At 70.0% G+C, this 15,603-nt stretch carries 15 protein-coding genes; 7 read left to right on the forward strand and 8 right to left on the reverse strand.

What is annotated here, in order from left to right; all coding sequences use genetic code 11:
* Positions 1–42 precede the first annotated feature (42 nt).
* Positions 43–2,448, forward strand: coding sequence for a TonB-dependent receptor (locus tag FBR43_RS00845; protein ID WP_249276382.1), 2,406 nt, complete (start codon positions 43–45; stop codon positions 2,446–2,448).
* 94 nt (positions 2,449–2,542) lie between these two features.
* A complete protein-coding gene (locus tag FBR43_RS00850) occupies positions 2,543–3,829 on the forward strand; it encodes a spinster family MFS transporter (RefSeq protein ID WP_249276383.1) in 1,287 nt (428 codons plus the stop codon).
* Positions 3,830–3,913: 84 nt separating this feature from the next.
* On the opposite strand, the gene FBR43_RS00855 is transcribed toward FBR43_RS00850, so the two are convergent.
* Positions 3,914–5,218 (reverse strand): hemolysin family protein, encoded by a 1,305-nt coding sequence (locus FBR43_RS00855; protein ID WP_136941356.1) that lies wholly within the window; start codon positions 5,216–5,218, stop codon positions 3,914–3,916.
* A 149-nt stretch (positions 5,219–5,367) separates the two neighbouring features.
* Here FBR43_RS00855 and FBR43_RS00860 point away from each other — a divergent pair, with 149 nt between their 5' ends.
* Complete coding sequence (locus FBR43_RS00860) at positions 5,368–6,042, forward strand: OmpA family protein (RefSeq protein ID WP_136941764.1); 675 nt, start codon at positions 5,368–5,370, stop codon at positions 6,040–6,042.
* A gap of 77 nt (positions 6,043–6,119) precedes the next feature.
* Here FBR43_RS00860 and FBR43_RS00865 read toward each other — a convergent pair whose 3' ends face one another.
* On the reverse strand, positions 6,120–6,551 hold the full coding sequence (locus FBR43_RS00865; protein ID WP_136941357.1) for a nucleoside deaminase: 432 nt from the start codon (positions 6,549–6,551) through the stop codon (positions 6,120–6,122).
* A 23-nt stretch (positions 6,552–6,574) separates the two neighbouring features.
* The gene (locus FBR43_RS00870) at positions 6,575–6,808 is read right to left on the reverse strand and encodes a hypothetical protein (RefSeq protein ID WP_136941358.1); all 234 of its coding nucleotides are present in this window, start codon (positions 6,806–6,808) and stop codon (positions 6,575–6,577) included.
* A 150-nt stretch (positions 6,809–6,958) separates the two neighbouring features.
* Here FBR43_RS00870 and rpmB point away from each other — a divergent pair, with 150 nt between their 5' ends.
* On the forward strand, positions 6,959–7,252 hold the full coding sequence (rpmB, locus tag FBR43_RS00875; RefSeq protein WP_136941359.1) for a 50S ribosomal protein L28: 294 nt from the start codon (positions 6,959–6,961) through the stop codon (positions 7,250–7,252).
* An 80-nt stretch (positions 7,253–7,332) separates the two neighbouring features.
* Here rpmB and FBR43_RS00880 read toward each other — a convergent pair whose 3' ends face one another.
* Positions 7,333–8,346, reverse strand: coding sequence for an esterase-like activity of phytase family protein (locus FBR43_RS00880; protein ID WP_249276384.1), 1,014 nt, complete (start codon positions 8,344–8,346; stop codon positions 7,333–7,335).
* A 187-nt stretch (positions 8,347–8,533) separates the two neighbouring features.
* On the opposite strand from FBR43_RS00880, the gene FBR43_RS00885 reads away from it, so the two are divergent.
* Positions 8,534–8,929 (forward strand): glycine zipper 2TM domain-containing protein, encoded by a 396-nt coding sequence (locus FBR43_RS00885; protein ID WP_136941360.1) that lies wholly within the window; start codon positions 8,534–8,536, stop codon positions 8,927–8,929.
* Between the two features lie 103 nt (positions 8,930–9,032).
* Here the strand turns inward: FBR43_RS00885 and pgeF are convergent, their stop codons facing one another.
* Genes pgeF through lgt form a run of 4 tightly spaced genes read right to left on the reverse strand, consistent with a single transcriptional unit; the run spans position 9,033 to position 12,239 of the window.
* On the reverse strand, positions 9,033–9,797 hold the full coding sequence (pgeF, locus tag FBR43_RS00890) for a peptidoglycan editing factor PgeF (protein WP_136941361.1): 765 nt from the start codon (positions 9,795–9,797) through the stop codon (positions 9,033–9,035).
* Positions 9,794–10,300: a GNAT family N-acetyltransferase gene (locus FBR43_RS00895; RefSeq protein WP_136941362.1), complete on the reverse strand. Its 507-nt coding sequence runs from the start codon at positions 10,298–10,300 to the stop codon at positions 9,794–9,796. The genes pgeF and FBR43_RS00895 overlap by 4 nt, the downstream gene beginning before the upstream one ends.
* The gene (locus FBR43_RS00900; RefSeq protein WP_394344001.1) at positions 10,297–11,367 is read right to left on the reverse strand and encodes a class I SAM-dependent methyltransferase; all 1,071 of its coding nucleotides are present in this window, start codon (positions 11,365–11,367) and stop codon (positions 10,297–10,299) included. The genes FBR43_RS00895 and FBR43_RS00900 overlap by 4 nt, the downstream gene beginning before the upstream one ends.
* The gene (gene lgt, locus FBR43_RS00905; protein ID WP_136941363.1) at positions 11,364–12,239 is read right to left on the reverse strand and encodes a prolipoprotein diacylglyceryl transferase; all 876 of its coding nucleotides are present in this window, start codon (positions 12,237–12,239) and stop codon (positions 11,364–11,366) included. The genes FBR43_RS00900 and lgt overlap by 4 nt, the downstream gene beginning before the upstream one ends.
* Positions 12,240–12,350: 111 nt before the next feature.
* Here lgt and FBR43_RS00910 point away from each other — a divergent pair, with 111 nt between their 5' ends.
* Both FBR43_RS00910 and hemH read left to right on the forward strand, forming a co-directional pair.
* Entirely contained in the window at positions 12,351–14,585 is a 2,235-nt protein-coding gene (locus FBR43_RS00910) for a molybdopterin cofactor-binding domain-containing protein (protein ID WP_136941767.1), read from the forward strand.
* Positions 14,582–15,589: a ferrochelatase gene (gene hemH / locus FBR43_RS00915; RefSeq protein ID WP_136941364.1), complete on the forward strand. Its 1,008-nt coding sequence runs from the start codon at positions 14,582–14,584 to the stop codon at positions 15,587–15,589. Before FBR43_RS00910 ends, hemH begins: the two co-directional genes overlap by 4 nt.
* Positions 15,590–15,603: the final 14 nt, after the last annotated feature.

Genomic DNA, 15,603 nt, shown 5'->3' on the forward strand with positions numbered 1-15,603 from the left:
ACAAGCCGTGGATAACGGCATCGCATCGGGAGGGGATTTCGCATGGCATCGCCATTCACGCACGCTCGCAATTTTCTGCATCTGACCGTCGCCGCCGGCGCGATCATGGCCGCGGCCCCCGCCTTCGCGCAGCAGGCCGATCCCGAGGCGCTGGCGCAGGCCGAACTCGCCGAGCCCGGCGCGCAGGGCGATCAGGACATCGTCGTCACCGCGCGCCGCCGCGAGGAAACGCTGCTCGACGTGCCGATCGCGATCACCGCCTATTCGGGCGACGCGCTGGCGGCGCAGGGCGCCATCGACCTGTCGGACATCGGCGACACCACGCCCAACGTCACGCTCGAGCCGTCACGCGGCACCAACTCGACGCTTACCGCCTTCATCCGCGGCGTCGGCCAGCAGGATCCGGTTCCCGGCTTCGAGGCGGGCGTCGGCCTCTATATCGATGACGTCTATCTCAACCGCCCGCAGGCAGCTTTGCTCGACATCTACGACGTCGAGCGTATCGAGGTGCTGCGCGGGCCGCAGGGCACGCTTTACGGCCGCAACACCATCGGCGGCGCGATCAAGTACGTCACGCGCCGCCTGCCCGACGAGGTCTCGGTGCGCGCGCGTGCCACCTATGGCAGCTACGACCAGGCCGATGCCGTGCTCAGCGTCTCGGCGCCGCTCACCGACGGCATCCGCGTGGGGCTTGCCGGCGCGCGTCTCAGCCGCGGCGGCTTCGGCGACAATCTCACGCTCGGCATCGAGAACTACAACAAGGATATCTGGGCCGGGCGCGGCACCGTCGAGTTCGAGACGCCCGACAGCCGCCTGTTCGTGCGCATCTCGGGCGACTACACGCACGACAAGTCGAATGCGCGCAACGGCCACCGGCTCATCCCCGGCCTGCAATCGGGCGCGCCGGTGCTCGACGACGTGTTCGATACGCGCGCGGGCCTTGCCAATCCGGTCAACGATATCGAGGCGGGCGGCCTCGCGATGAACGTGTCGGCGCAGCTTTCCGACGCCTTCACGCTGCGCAGCATCAGCGCATGGCGCAAGGACACCAGCTTCACGCCCATCGATTTCGACGCGCTGCCCGCCGTCGATGTCGATGTGCCCGCGGTCTATCGCAACGAGCAGATCAGCCAGGAATTCCAGCTGCTGTACGAAAGCGATCGGCTCAACGGCCTTGTCGGCTTCTATTATCTCGATGCGCGCGCATCGACCAAGTTCGACGTGATCCTCGCCACCACCGGCCCGCTGCTGGGCCTCCCGGTGGGCGCGGGCTTCGGCCAGCAGACCGCGGGCGACGTGCGGACCGATACCTGGTCGGGCTTCGCCGACTTCACCTATGACGTCACCGACTGGCTGAGCCTCGCGGGCGGCGTACGCTATACCAGCGACACGCGCGCGTCGGACATCTTCAAGGCCAACCGGCTGGGCGGCGCCGATCCCGAATTCGGCGGCGCGGGCGCCAATCTGGGCGCGCCGATCACCGATTTCAGCGGCGAGGCGACCTTCGAGCGCTGGACGCCGCGCGCCTCGGTGTCGATCAAGCCCAATGCCGATACGCTCGTCTATGCCTCGTGGTCGCGCGGCTTCAAGGGCGGCGGCTTCGATCCGCGCGGCAACGCCAACATCGCGCCCAATACCAACGGCGTGCCCGGCATCCAGTATGACGAGATCTACGACTTCTTCCTGTTCGAGCCCGAAGAGGTCGACAGCTACGAAGTCGGCCTCAAGGGCTCGCTGTTCGATCGCGCCTTCACCTATCAGCTGACGGGCTTCTGGGCCGATTACAGCGACGTGCAGGTGCCCGGCTCGGTTGGCGTCGACGCCAATGGCGACGGCGTGTTCGAAGGCTTTGCCGGCGTCACCACCAACGCCGCCGCCGCGACGCTCAAGGGCATCGAGGCCGAGGTGTTCGCACGACTGGCGCGCGGCTTTGCGGGCGCGGGCTCGCAGCTGACCTTCGCGGGCACGCTCGGCTATATCGACGCGCAATATGACAGCTTCATCGGCCCGTCGGGCGCCGAGGTGTCGGACTTCCGCCGCATCCAGAACACGCCCGAATGGACCGCCAGCGGCACGCTCGGCGCCATCGCGCAGGTGGGTCCGGGCGAGCTCAACGCCTCGACCACGCTTTCCTACCGCAGCGAGACGACGCAGTTCGAGGTGCCCAATCCCTTCCTCGACCAGCCCGGCTTCGCGCTGTGGGATGCCAGCATCAACTACAGCTTCGGCCCCGATGCGCGCTATTCGATCGGGCTGCACGGCAAGAACCTGACCGACGAGCGCTACATCACCTCGGGCTATCTGTTCGCGGCGGCCAATCCGACCACGGGCATTCCCATCATCAACCCGCAGGGCACCTTCACCCCCTCGCTCGGCCGCGAGGGCGTGGCGACCGCCTTCTACGGCAACCCGCGACAATTCTACGTCACCTTCGGGGTGCAGTTCTAAAGGGGGGCGGGCGGGCGCCGCAGGGTGCCCGCCCTTGCCGTTGCTACAGGCGCGCCTTAGGCATCGGGCACAAGGACAGGACGAGGGGCGCGTGATGAGACAGGCCGCAAGCATGACGGCGCCGCCCACGCCGGCCTATCGCGCGACGGTGCTGGCGATGCTGCTCATCGTCTACACCTTCAACTTCCTCGACCGGCAGATCCTCGGCATCCTCGTCCAGCCGATCAAGGCCGATCTCGGCCTCACTGACACGCAGCTGGGCGCGCTCGGCGGCATCGCCTTCGCGATGCTCTATTCGACGCTGGCGGTGCCGCTGGCGATCGTCGCCGATCGGACGAGCCGCAGCTGGGTCATCACCATCTCGCTTGCCATCTGGTCGGGCTTCACCGCGCTGTGCGGGGTGGCGACCAGCTTCTGGCAGCTCTTCGCCTTCCGGCTGGGCGTGGGGGTGGGCGAAGCCGGTGGCGTCGCGCCCTCCTATGCGATGATCGCCGACTATTTCCCACCCGAGCGGCGCGCGCGTGCGCTCGCCATCTATTCGCTCGGCATCCCCATCGGGCTTGCCGGCGGGTCGATCCTCGGCGGCTTCATCGCCGCCACGGTCGACTGGCGCACCGCCTTCATCGTCGTGGGCGTCGCGGGCGTCGCGATCGCGCCCGTCTTCCGGCTGATCGTGCGCGAGCCGCCGCGTGGCATGAGCGACGCGATCGACGTGACCGCAGCCGCCGAGCGCCCTGCCGCGGGCACGGTGTTCCGCATGCTTGCCGCCAAACCCAGCTTCTGGCTGATGGGGTTCGCGGCCGGGTTCAGCTCGATGTGCGGCTATGGCCTCGCCTTCTGGGTGCCGTCGGTACTCATCCGCAGCTTCGGCTTCGAGCTGTTCGACGCCGCGCTCTACATGGGCTCGATCCTGCTGGTGGGCGGCTGCGCGGGCGTGTTCGCCGGCGGCGTGCTCGCCGACCGGCTGGGCCAAGCCGACAAGGGCGCCTATGCCAAACTGCCCGCGATCGCCTGGCTCGTCACGGTGCCGTTGTTCGCCGCCGGGCTGCTCTCGCCCTCGCCCGTCGTAGCGTGGTTCCTGTTCCTCATTCCCAACGGGCTCAACATCCTGTGGCTCGCGCCCGTCAACACCGCGATCCAGGGACTGGTGCCGCCGCAGATGCGCGCAACCGCCAGCGCCTGCTTCCTGCTCATCAACAACCTCATCGGCCTGGGGCTCGGCTCATGGGTGATGGGCGCGATGTCCGACGGCATGACCGCGGCCTATGGCGACGAGGCGCTGCGCTACGCCACCGTCGCGGCGCTGTCCTTCTATATCGTCGCGGCGGCGCTCATGCTGCTGGCGGTGCGCCACCTGCGCCGCGACTGGCACCGCGCCTGATCGACGAATGGCGGAAGCGGCCAGCGCCGCCCCCCTCCACCCCGGCCTTCGGCCGCGGTCCCCCTTCCCGTTCCGGAGAGGTGCTCAGCCGACCTCGGCGACCAGCAGCTTGTCGATCTTGCGGCCGTCCATGTCGACAACCTCGAAACGCCAGCCCTGCTCGGTGAAATCGTCGCCCTCGTCGGGCAGCCGCCGGAGCGCCGCAAGCACGAACCCCGCCACCGTCGCATAGTCGCGGTCCTCGGGCAGCTCGATGCCCAGCCGCTCGGCCAGCGCATCGGCGGCCATTGCGCCCGAGACCAGCAGCGATCCGTCCTCGCGCTCGATCACCGCCTTCTCGTCGCCGGCATCGAGGTCGGAGCGCAGCTCGCCCGCGATCGCCGCCAGCAGGTTGGCGGGCGTCACGATGCCTTCGAAATGGCCATATTCGTCGTGCACGAAGCCCATCGGCACGTCGGCGCGGCGCAGCATCGCCAGCGCGTCCATCGCATCGACCTGATCGGGCAGCACCGGCGCGGCACGTGCCAGCGCGCGCAGATCGACCGTGGTGCCCGCGATCAGCGCCGTCACCACGTCGCGCGCCTGCACCACGCCGATCACGCTGTCGACCGATCCCTCGCCCACCGGCAGGCGCGTGTGCTCGGTATCGCGCAGCCGCTCGCAGATGGTGTCGTGGTCGAGCGTCGCGTCGATCCACTCGACCTCGGTGCGCGGCGTCATGATCTCGCGCACCGGCCGGTCCGCGAGGCGCACCACGCCCGAGATGATCGAGCGCTCATGCTCCTCGATCACCCCCGATCGCGTCGCCTCGGCAGCGATCAGGTGCAGTTCCTCGGCAGTCACTCTGTTCTCGGCCTCGCGGCTGAGGCCTAGCAGCCGGAACACCAGCCCGGTGGTCGAATCGAGCAGCCACACGAACGGCGCACCCACCGATGCAAGCCCGCGCATCGGGATCGCGATCACCGAGGCGATCAGCTCGGGCGAGCGCAGCGCGAACTGCTTGGGCACCAGCTCGCCGATGACGAGCGAGAGAAAGGTGGTGGCGCCGATGACGAGCACGAAGCCAAGCGTCTCGGCCAGCTCGGCCTCGACGCCCAGCCGCGCGATCCGCGCCGCGGTCGGCCCGCCAAGGCTCGCGCCCGAATAGGCGCCGGCGACGATGCCCACCAGCGTGATGCCGATCTGCACCGTCGAGAGGAACTTGCCCGGATTGTCCGACAGCTTGAGCGCCGCCGCCGCGCCCAGGTTGCGCCCGCGCGCCATCGCCTCCAGCCGCGCACGGCGCGCCGAGACCAGCGCCAGCTCGCTCATCGCGAACACGCCGTTGAGCGCCACCAAAGCGAGGATGATGACGCAGTCGATCCAGGGAAAAGGGGGAAGCGGGTCCATCGGCGGGCAGCCCGGTCCTTACGGCAAAGCCGCGACCACGCACAAGCGCCAATGGCCAGCGCGTTCAGCTACCGTCGCGGAACAAGCGCCCCGGCCGGTTGTTACGCGGCCAGACTTAAACGGGGATCAGAAAGGTTCACGACATGCAGATGAAGTCCAAACTGCTCGCGATGGCCGCGATCGGCTCGCTCAGCGTCACCGCCGCCTGCGTCACCGATCCGGTGACGGGCGAGCGCCGCATCTCCAAGGCGGCGATCGGCGGCATCGGCGGCGCGGTAGGCGGCTATCTGCTCGGCGATCTCGTCGGCGGCCGCCGCGACCGTACCGAGAAGATTCTCGGCGCCGGCATCGGCGGCCTCGCGGGTGCCGGCATCGGCGCCTATATGGATCGCCAGGAGCGCGAGCTGCGCGAGCGCACCGCGGGCACCGACGTCGAGGTGATCCGTCAGGGCGACGACCTCATCCTCAACATGCCCTCGGGCATCACCTTCGCCTACGACAGTGCGACCATCCAGCCGCAATATCAGGGCACGCTCGATCGCGTCGCCGACGTGCTGGCGCGCTACGAGCAGACCTATGTCGATGTGTACGGCCACACCGATTCGACCGGCTCGGACCAATATAACCAGGGCCTGTCCGAGCGCCGCGCCGCGTCGGTCGCGCAGTATCTCAGCACGCGCGGCGTCGCGCAGGCGCGCATGGCGACGCGCGGCTTCGGCGAGACGCAGCCCATCGCGTCGAACGAGACCGAGGACGGCCGCGCCCAGAACCGCCGCGTCGAGATCAAGCTCGTGCCCGTCACGCAGGGCGACACGGGGTATTGAGGAAACAGGACCGCGGCCGGTCTGCCGATCGGCCGCGGTCCTATCTCGCGTCAGCAAGGTGGCGGGTACGCCCCCCCCTACCTCCGTCGTTCCGCAAAAAACTCGCGCAGCAGCGCACCCGCCTCGCTCTCGCCGATGCCGCCATATAGTTCGGGCCGATGGTGACAGGTCGGCTGGCCGAAGAAGCGCGGGCCGTGCTCGACCGCGCCGCCCTTGTGATCGGCCGCTCCCCAATATAACCGCGCAATGCGGGCATGGGCGATCGCGCCGGCGCACATCGCGCAGGGCTCGAGCGTCACCCAAAGGTCGCAATCCTCGAGCCGGTCGCGGCCCAGCACCTGTGCCGCGCGACGGATCGCGACGATCTCGGCATGGGCAGTGGGGTCGCAGGTGCCACGCGGCGCGTTGGCGCCCGTGGCGACGATTTCGCCGCGCCGCACCACCACCGCGCCCACCGGCACTTCGCTCGCGCTGCCCGCCGCGCGCGCGGCTTCGAGCGCGGCACGCATCGGTGCCGGCAGCCAGCCCGCGCTTATCGCGCGCCCTCCGCCTTCTCGACCTCGAGCGTCGGCACCTCGACGGTGCGGTTCACCGTCTGCACGTCGATCCGGCCGACATCGGCCTTGAACTCGGGCGCCTGCCCGCCTTCGACGCGGATCGTCGGCAGCTGCGCCGACTGCGTCTGGTCGAGGCTCACCATGCCCAGCGACATGAGGATGACGAGCACGAGCGCGGCAAGGCCGAGCAATACGAGGATGGCGCGCATGATTTCCCTCTTGAACCGATCGAAACGTCGCCGCAACAACGCAGCGTGCGGCGCGCCGGTTGCACCGACCGGGCGGAATCGGTTGACCGCGGCGGCGGCACAAGGTATCGGCGCGCTCTTTCCGGGCAACCCGAAACTCAGGATCATATCATGTCGCGCATTTGCGAGCTGACCGGCAAGGGCCGGCAGGTGGGCCACAACGTTTCCCACGCCAACAACAAGACCAAGCGCACCTTCCTGCCCAATCTGCAGAATGTGACGCTGATGTCCGATTCGCTCGAAAAGAGCGTCAAGCTTCGCGTGTCGACGCATGGCCTGCGTTCGGTCGAGCATGTCGGCGGGCTCGACAACTGGCTGGTGAAGACGAGCGACGACGATCTGTCGCTGCGCGCACGCCGCCTCAAGCGCGAAGTCGCCAAGAAGCTCGCGACCGCCGCTGCCTGATCCGCGCGGCGCCGGCTGGTGCTGCTGTGTGATCGACGTGAATGGCCTGCACGCCCCTGGCGTCGCGGGCCTTTTGCGTATCATCGCGCCGGCGGCAGGCGCGACGCATCGACGCGGAACTTGAGCAGCAGCGTGCGTTGCAGCACCATCTGGTTGTCGTCGGACACCAGCCACAGGATCGTCGCGCCGCGCTCGCGCACGATCGCCATCCCCTCGAAATTGTCGTGCAGCGCCGGGCGTTCGAGCCGCGCGATCGTGCGTCCCTTGATGGTGGCACCCGGTCGGATCGCCGCGGTATCGACGAGTTCGATCGTGTTGCGGAAGTAGAAGGGCAGCGAGAAGGCACGCGTCAGCACCAGCAGCCGCCCGTCGGGCAGTTGCGCGGCGTCGACCGGCCGATAGCCGCGCGGCGGACGATAGGTGAAGGCAAAGGCGCGCGCCGGCGCCGCCACCGGATCGCCCGCGAACATCACCGCCTGGCGCGTCCCGCGCAGCTTGCCGCGCGCAATCTCGGCGAAGGCGACGAAGCGGCCGTCGGCGAGCCGCACCAGCGATTCGGCACCGCCGTTGCGCGGCCATTCGCGCATCAGCGGCGGGCGCGCCATCCCGGTCGAGGTCGCCAGCGCGTCGTCGTAGCGCACGATCCGGTTGCTCGTCTCGAACCCCAGCCAGCGCGTGCCCGTCGCCGGGTCGTGAGCCATCGATTCGGAATCGCGCGCGGGGCGCGACCAGCCGCTGTTGCCGGTCTCGGGCAACGCCCATCCGCGGGCGTCGCGCGCCTCGCCCGGCAACGCCAGGCGAAAGCGCAGCACGTTGCCAAGGTCGCTGACCAGCGTGAAGCGATCGCCCTCGACGCTCAGCGCCGAATAGCCGCCGATGCCCCCGCCCCGCTCGCGGATCGCGACGCCGCCCAGATAGCTGAGCGCCCCCAGCCGCCGCCGCGCCGGCTCGCCGGGAAACAGCGGCACCGGCGTCAGCTGAAGGTCCGGCCGCGCCGGCGGCAGCGGCACGCCGGCATCGCCCGCATAGTCCTGCACGAACACGAGCATCAGCAGCACCGACAGCGGCAGGCGGGGAATAGCGGGCAAACGCACGCCCGGCGCCTAGACGGTTGCGGCGCGCGCCTCCACCCCCCGCCGGCGCGGGCCGCCATCCTGAACGGCGGATAACATGCGCATTCAGTATCGGCTCAAGGCGAATCGGCCAGAAGGGCTGCGTCGACGGCGAGCACTGCCCGTTCGCCGGCAATCGAATCGCTTAAAGGGAACGAGGAGAAACACGATGTTCAAGAAACTGACGCTGGCGGGGGCCGCGATCCTGATGGGGACCACCGCCGCCCATGCCGCGCCGACGGCCGTCGCGCCGACGGGCATCGGCACCGCTTCGACCTTCGCCGTGCCCGGCATCGCCAGTGCCGATGCCTCGGCCGACTTCCAGCGCCGCTGGCGCGGTGACGATCGCCGCTATTACGGCAACAACCGCCGCCGCACGCCGCGCCGGTGCAGCAGCACCGAAGGCACCGTGATCGGTGCCGTCGCGGGCGGTCTGCTCGGTAACCAGGTCGCCGGGCGTGGGGATCGCCTGCTCGGCACCGTGCTGGGCGGTGGCGTCGGCGCCCTCGCCGGTCGCGAGATCGACCGTGCCGGCCAGCCGCGCGGATGCCGTCGCTTCCGCTGATCGATCTTCTCTCGCGTAGCGTATCGAGAGTTCCCTCGCGTGGCGTACCGGGGGAAGGGAGCCGGCTCCGAAAGGGGTCGGCTCCCATATTTTTGTGCGGTGCCTACAACCCGATGATGCTGATCTGTCGTCCATAATCGGGTTCGCCGCGATGCGTCGCGCGGCGATAGCTGAAGAAGCGGTCGGGCTTGGCATAGGTATCGAGGCCGAGTGCCTCGATGCGCGCCAGCCCCGCCGCTGCGAGTCGGTGCGCGACATAGGCCTCGAGATCAAAATGCCAGTAGCCCGCGCGCTGCCCCGCAACGAAGAAGCGCTCGTTCGCCGCCTCGGCGGCGCAGAAGCGTGCGCGGAAGCCTTCATCGACTTCATAGCTTGCGCGCGCGATGCACGGGCCGATCGCCGCCGCGATCCGCGCGCGCCGTGCGCCCAGCGCTTCCATCGCCGCGATCGTCGCGTCGGTCACGCCGCCCAACGCACCCTTCCAGCCGGCATGCGCCGCCCCCACCACGCCCGCCTCGCGATCGGCGAGCAGCACCGGCGCGCAATCGGCGGTCAGGATGCCCAGCGCCAGGCCCGGCCGGTCGGTCACGAGCGCATCGGCATGCGGGCGCAGCGCCTCGGGCACCGACTGGCACACCGTCACGCAATCGCCCGAATGGATCTGGAACAGCGTCACCAGTTCGGCGCCCGGCAGCACCGCGTCGCGCGCCGCGATGCGATTGGCGGCGACTGCGCCCGCTTCGTCGTGCGATCCCAGCCCCACGTTCAGTCCGGCGTGGATACCCCCCGACACGCCGCCGCGCCGCCCGAGAAACCCGTGCGCGACGCCCGAAAGCGCGTCGGCGCGAATGACCTCGACTGCGCTCACAATGCGAGCCGCAGGATGCGGTCGTCATCGGCCTGCGTGCCGACCATGTAGACGTACTTGCCCACCTCGACGAAGCCGTAGCGCGCATAGAAGCGCCGTGCGCGATGGTTGTCGACGAACACGCTCAGATACATCTCGGCCTTGCCCTCGGCCTGCGCGGCATCGAGCGCCCAGTCCATCAGCACGCGCCCCGGTCCGTCGCCGTGATGCGCCGCCAGCACGTAGAGCTGGTGCAGGCACGCGGCATCGGCGGGGAAATCCTCGAAATATTGCGGCCCCAGCTTGGCATAGCCGATGGGCTGCCCCTCGATCGTCGCCAGCCGGAAGCGATAGGCGGGGTCGGCAAGTTGTGCCGCGAACCGCTCGGGCGCAAGCACGTCGCCCAGAAACGCGTCGAGATCGGCGCGGGCATAGAGCGTACCGAACGTCTCGATATAGCTTTGCTGCGCCATCGCCGCCAACGCATCGGCATCTGCCGCATGGCCGGCGCGATAGGCGATCATGCCAGCCCCTCGGGCACCGGCCAGCCGGGTGCGGTGATCGCCAGCACCTTGAACAGCTTGCCCATCGCCTCGGCGCCCGTCAGCCGCGCGCGATCGGCCTCGATTTGCCCGGCATGGCCCGGCACCGCACGCGCCAGCGCCTCGGCGCGCGGGCCGATGCCCAGCGCCTCGAGGAACGCGCCCTGCTCGACCGGACCATGCACCACGGCCCCCTCGGCCGCCGCCGCCTCGCCCAGCGTGCCGAAATCGACATGCGCGGTCAGGTCCTGCTCGCCCGGATCGTCGAACGGATTGGCGAAGCCGTGGCCGCGCACCGCCTGCAACGTGTCGCCGATCGCGGGACCGCGATAGCCATAGTCGATGACGAGCGCGACGCCGCCCTGCGCCACCACGCGCCGCGCCAGCGCGCGCATCACCGCGACGCCGGCGGGCGACGTCTCGAGGATCGCGCCGTCGGGCGCATCGCGAAACTGCGGCGGCACGATGGGGTCGAACACCGTGTTGCCGATCACCGGCACGAACAGCGTGCCCTGACACGCCACCAGCCGCTCGCGCCAGCCCTCGGGCGTCCTGACGAGCTGGCGGATCGGCAGCGCGTCGAAGAACTCGTTGGCGACCACCAGCAGCGCCCCGTCCTCGGGCACGCCGACCAGATCGAGGCACCATTCGGCGCCCGGCACCGCCTCTGCCTGCTTCGCGCGTAGCGCCGGGCTGGTCTCGATCAGGTGGACGGGCGGTGCCAGCCCCACCGTCGCCATCGCGCGCAGCGCATCGGCGGCGAGCGTGCCGCGACCGGGGCCATATTCCACATAGCGCGCATCGGGCCGTCCGGCGCGGTGCCACAGGTCAGTCAGCGCCAGGCCGACGAGCTCACCGAACATCTGGCTGATCTCGGGCGCGGTCGTGAAGTCGCCGCGCGCGCCCAGCGGATCGCGCGTCGCGTAGTAATGCGCGTTGGCCGCACCCATGAACTGCGAAAGCGACACCGGCCCGGCAAGCGCAATCGCTCGCGCCATGCGCTCGGCCAGCGCCGGATCGGCAGCGGTCACGGTACGCTCGTCGGTCACGCCACGCTTTCGCCGACGATCGGCTCGACGCGCTGGCGCCGCGCCTTCGAGCGCGCGATCAGATAGACGCCGCCGAAGATCATCGGCAGGCACAGATACTGCCCCATGTTGAGGCCGGTCGCGTCCTGCAGCCACATCAACTGCTCGTCGGCTTCGCGGAAGAACTCGACGAAGAAGCGCGCCGAGCCGTAGCCGAGCAGGAAGATGCCCACCAGCCGGCCTGGATAATAGCGCGCCTGCGTGCGCCAGAAGAACCAGGCGAGTACCGCCAGCAGCACCAGCCCCTCGAGCGCGGCTTCATAGAGCTGGCTGGGATGGCGCGGCAGGTCGAGCCCGGTGCGCGGAAAGACGATGGCCCAGGGCACGTCGGTCACGCGGCCCCACAACTCGCCGTTGATGAAGTTGGCAAGCCGCCCGAACAACAGGCCGAACGGCACGCAGCACGCGACATAGTCGTGCACGCGCAGCCAGTTGAGCCCGTGCTTGCGTGCCAGCGCGATGATCCCCAGCGTCACGCCGATGACGCCGCCATGGAACGACATGCCGCCGTCCCACAATCGGAATATCTGGAGCGGCGATCCGAACAGGTCGGGGCGATAGAACAGGATATAGCCCAGCCGGCCGCCCAGGATGATGCCGAGCGTGGCGTAGAACACCAGATCGTCGGCATGCTGGCGGCTCATCGGCGCGCCGGGGCGTTCGAGCAGCTTCAGGAGATACCACCAGCCGATGATGATGCCGGCGATATAGGCCAGCGAATACCATTTGAGCTGGAAGAACCCCAGATCGAGCGCCACGGGATCGAGCCCGAGCGATTCGAAATGCAGCCACGGCCCCGTCTGGGCGATGGCGGCGGCAAGGATTTCGGTCAAGCAACGTCCCCGGCTGGATGCGAACGCCCTGCGTCATAGAGGCGTGCGGCGCCCACGTCACGCGGGGAAGCCGCTGGCGCTCGCATCGGCCAGCGCCTACAGCCGGCAGTGATGAAGGCGGCGGCGCGACAAGGGGGCATCAGCAGGCGCGGGCTGCTGGTAACGGGCGGCGCCGGCATCGGCCTCGTCGTCGCATGGGCGCTGTGGCCGCGCCGCTGGCACGGTGCGCTGCCGCTAGGCGAGCGCGAGCACGGGTTCGGCGCATGGCTCAAGATCGGCGAGGACGGGCGCGTCATCGTGGCGATGCCCGTGGTCGAGCACGGCCAGGGCGCGTTCACCGCACTGGCGCAGATCGCCGCCGACGAACTGGGCGCCGACTGGCGCACCGTGGGGGTAGAGGTCGCCCCGCCCTCGCCGCTCTACGCCAATCGCCTTGCGGCCGAGGAGCTGTTGGGCGATGCCGCTCGCCGACTGCCGCTGCCGGCCGAAGCGGCGGGCGCGCGCGCGATGCGGCTGATGCTCACTGGCGGGTCGAGCAGCGTGCGCCAGTTCGAGCCGCTGCTGCGCGAGGCGGCGGCCGAGGCGCGCGTGCGGCTGTGCATGGCCGCCGCGCGCGACTGGGGCGTCGACTGGCGAAGCTGCACCACCGGCGATGGCTTCGTCACCGCGGGCGAACGACGCGAGCGCTTCGGCGTGCTGGCGGCGGCCGCTGCGGGCGAGACGCCGCCCGACGCCGTGGCGCTGCGCAACGATGATGGCGCACGGCTCGCAGGCATGCCGGTGCCGCGGCTCGATACGCCCGCCAAGGTCGATGGATCGGCCAATTTCGCTGGCGACATCCGGCTGCCCGGCATGGTGTTCGCCGCGATCCGGCAGGGTCCGCTCGGCGACACGCGCCTCGTCGCCGCCAATCGTGCTGCGGCCGATGCCGTGCCCGGCATGCGCCAGGTCGTCGCGACCGATCGCTGGATCGCGGCGATCGCCACCAATGGCTGGGCTGCCGAACGCGGGCTCGACGCGCTGGCGCCACGCTTCGAGACACGCGGCGCGCCGTCCGATGTCAGCGTGGCGGCGGCGCTCGATGCCGCCTTCGATCGCGCGGGCGGGCGGATGCACGAAGCGGGCGACGTCGCCGGCGCCTTCGCCGCGCCGCGCATCGTCACTGCCGGCTATCGCGTCGCGCCCGGCCTGCATGCCGCGATCGAACTGCCCGCCGCCACAGCCGCCTTCGCGGACGGCCGCCTGCGGCTGTGGCTGGCGACGCTCGCCCCCGCCTCCGCGCGCGCCGCCGCCGCGCGTGTGCTCGGCATCGGCGAGGAGCGCGTGACGGTGATCGCGATGCAGCTCGGCGGATCGTTCGGCGCCGGGCTCGATACGCTCGTCGCCGAGCAGGCGGCCTTGCTCGCGCAGGCGACGGGCCGCCCCGTGCAGCTCAGCTGGTCGCGCGCCGAGGATATCATCCGTGCCCGCCCCCGCCCGCCCGCCGCCGCGCGGATGCGTGCGCGGCTCGATCGCAACGGCCGGCTCACCAGCTGGCACGCGCGCATCGCCACGCCGCCGCTCGGCCACGAGCTTGCCGGCCGGCTGCTCGCGGGCGATGCGTTTGCCGCCGCCTCGCTCGCCCTGCCCGGCAGCGGCGATGCGGCAGCGGTGGCAGGCGCGGTGCCGCCCTATGCGATCGGTTCGGTCGCGGTCGATCATCACGCCGCCGATATCGGCTTTGCCGCCGGCCATCTGCGTGGCGGCGCGCACGGCGCCTCGGCCTTCTTCACCGAGAGCTTCATCGACGAGCTCGCGCGGCTGGTATCGGTCGAGCCCAATTATTTCCGCATCCAGATGCTCGGCCAGAATGCGCGGCTCGCGAACTGCCTCAATACCGTCGCCTCGCTCGGCGGCTGGCAGGGCGGCGTGCTCGGCAGCGGCCAGGGCATTGCCTGCCATGCAATGCGCGGCTCGCACATCGCCATCCTCGCCGAGGCGCGCATCGAAGGCGGCCGCGTGCGCTGCGACCGGCTGGTCGCGGCGGTCGATTGCGGGCGCGTGCTCCATCCCGATCTCGTGCTCCAGCAGATCGAGGGCGGGCTCATCTTCGGGCTCGCACAGGCCACCGGCTGCACGACACCGCTCAAGGAAGGTCTTGCGGAACGGCGGCGGCTCGCCGATTTGCGGCTGCCTATGCTTAGCGACATTCCCGACATCACCGTGGAGATCATCCGCAGCGAAGCCGAACCCGGCGGCGTCGGCGAGATCGCCGTGCCGCCCGTGGCCCCCGCGATCGCCAATGCGGTGATGGCGGCATCGGGCCTCCGGCTGCGCCGCCTGCCGCTCGATCCGGCCAATCCGTGAACCTCCCCCCCGATCATCCGCCGGTCGAGCGCCCGCGCATCGGCGTGCTGCTCGTCAATCTGGGCACGCCCGACGGGCATGACGTCGCCTCGGTGCGCCGCTACCTCAAGGAGTTCCTGTCGGATCGCCGCGTGGTCGAGATCCCGCCGATCGCGTGGCAGCCGATCCTGCGCGGCATCGTGCTCAACACGCGCCCGCGCAAGTCGGCCGAGGCCTATGAGCAGGTCTGGACGCCCGACGGCTCGCCGCTGGCGGCGATCACGCGGGCGCAATCGCGCGCGCTCGAGGTCCGCTTCGGGCCGAAGGTGCTGGTCGACTGGGCGATGCGCTATGGCCGCCCCGCGATCGCCGAGCGGTTGCAGGCGATGAAGGATGCTGGCTGCGACCGTGTGCTGCTGGCACCGCTCTATCCGCAATATTGCGCGGCGACCACGGCGACCGCCAACGACAAGGCGTTCGCGCATCTGGCGACGATGCGCTGGCAACCCGCGATCCGCACGCTGCCGCCCTATCATGACGACCCCGCCTATATCGCCGCGCTCGCCGAATCGGTGCGCACAGGCCTCGCCGCGCTCGACTTCGCGCCCGACGCGCTGGTCGCCAGCTTCCACGGCATGCCGCAGCGCACGCTCGAACTCGGCGATCCCTATCACTGCCACTGCCAGAAGACCGCGCGTCTGCTGGGCGAAGCATTGGGGCGCGAGCTGGTGGTCGCCTTCCAGTCGCGCTTCGGTCCCGCCAAGTGGCTCGGCCCCGCGACCGACGAGACGCTGGTCGAACTGGCAAAGGCGGGCAAGCACCGCGTCGCCATCTTCGCGCCGGGCTTCTCGGCCGACTGTCTCGAGACGCTCGAGGAACTGGCGATCCGCGGCCGCGAGAGTTTCGAGGAAGCCGGCGGAACCCATTTCGCCTATCTGCCTTGTCTCAATGCGGAAGCGCCGGGCATCGCGATGCTCGAGACGCTGATCCGCCGGGAGCTTGCCGGGTGGATCGACCCCGCCTAGCTTGATCCCGGTCA

Source organism: Sphingomonas baiyangensis, from assembly GCF_005144715.1.
GTDB classification, from domain to species: Bacteria; Pseudomonadota; Alphaproteobacteria; order Sphingomonadales; family Sphingomonadaceae; genus Sphingomonas; species Sphingomonas baiyangensis.

Excerpts from the sequence above, each read along its gene's own strand:
- FBR43_RS00865 (WP_136941357.1), bottom strand. The coding sequence starts at position 6,551 with ATGCGTGCCGCGCTCGAAGCCGCGCGCGCGGCGGGCAGCGCGAGCGAA.
- FBR43_RS00910 (WP_136941767.1), top strand. The coding sequence starts at position 12,351 with ATGAAGGCGGCGGCGCGACAAGGGGGCATCAGCAGGCGCGGGCTGCTG.
- rpmB (WP_136941359.1), top strand. The coding sequence starts at position 6,959 with ATGTCGCGCATTTGCGAGCTGACCGGCAAGGGCCGGCAGGTGGGCCAC.
- FBR43_RS00860 (WP_136941764.1), top strand. The coding sequence starts at position 5,368 with ATGAAGTCCAAACTGCTCGCGATGGCCGCGATCGGCTCGCTCAGCGTC.
- FBR43_RS00845 (WP_249276382.1), top strand. The coding sequence starts at position 43 with ATGGCATCGCCATTCACGCACGCTCGCAATTTTCTGCATCTGACCGTC.
- FBR43_RS00850 (WP_249276383.1), top strand. The coding sequence starts at position 2,543 with ATGAGACAGGCCGCAAGCATGACGGCGCCGCCCACGCCGGCCTATCGC.
- FBR43_RS00870 (WP_136941358.1), bottom strand. The coding sequence starts at position 6,808 with ATGCGCGCCATCCTCGTATTGCTCGGCCTTGCCGCGCTCGTGCTCGTC.
- FBR43_RS00885 (WP_136941360.1), top strand. The coding sequence starts at position 8,534 with ATGTTCAAGAAACTGACGCTGGCGGGGGCCGCGATCCTGATGGGGACC.
- FBR43_RS00855 (WP_136941356.1), bottom strand. The coding sequence starts at position 5,218 with ATGGACCCGCTTCCCCCTTTTCCCTGGATCGACTGCGTCATCATCCTC.
- FBR43_RS00895 (WP_136941362.1), bottom strand. The coding sequence starts at position 10,300 with ATGATCGCCTATCGCGCCGGCCATGCGGCAGATGCCGATGCGTTGGCG.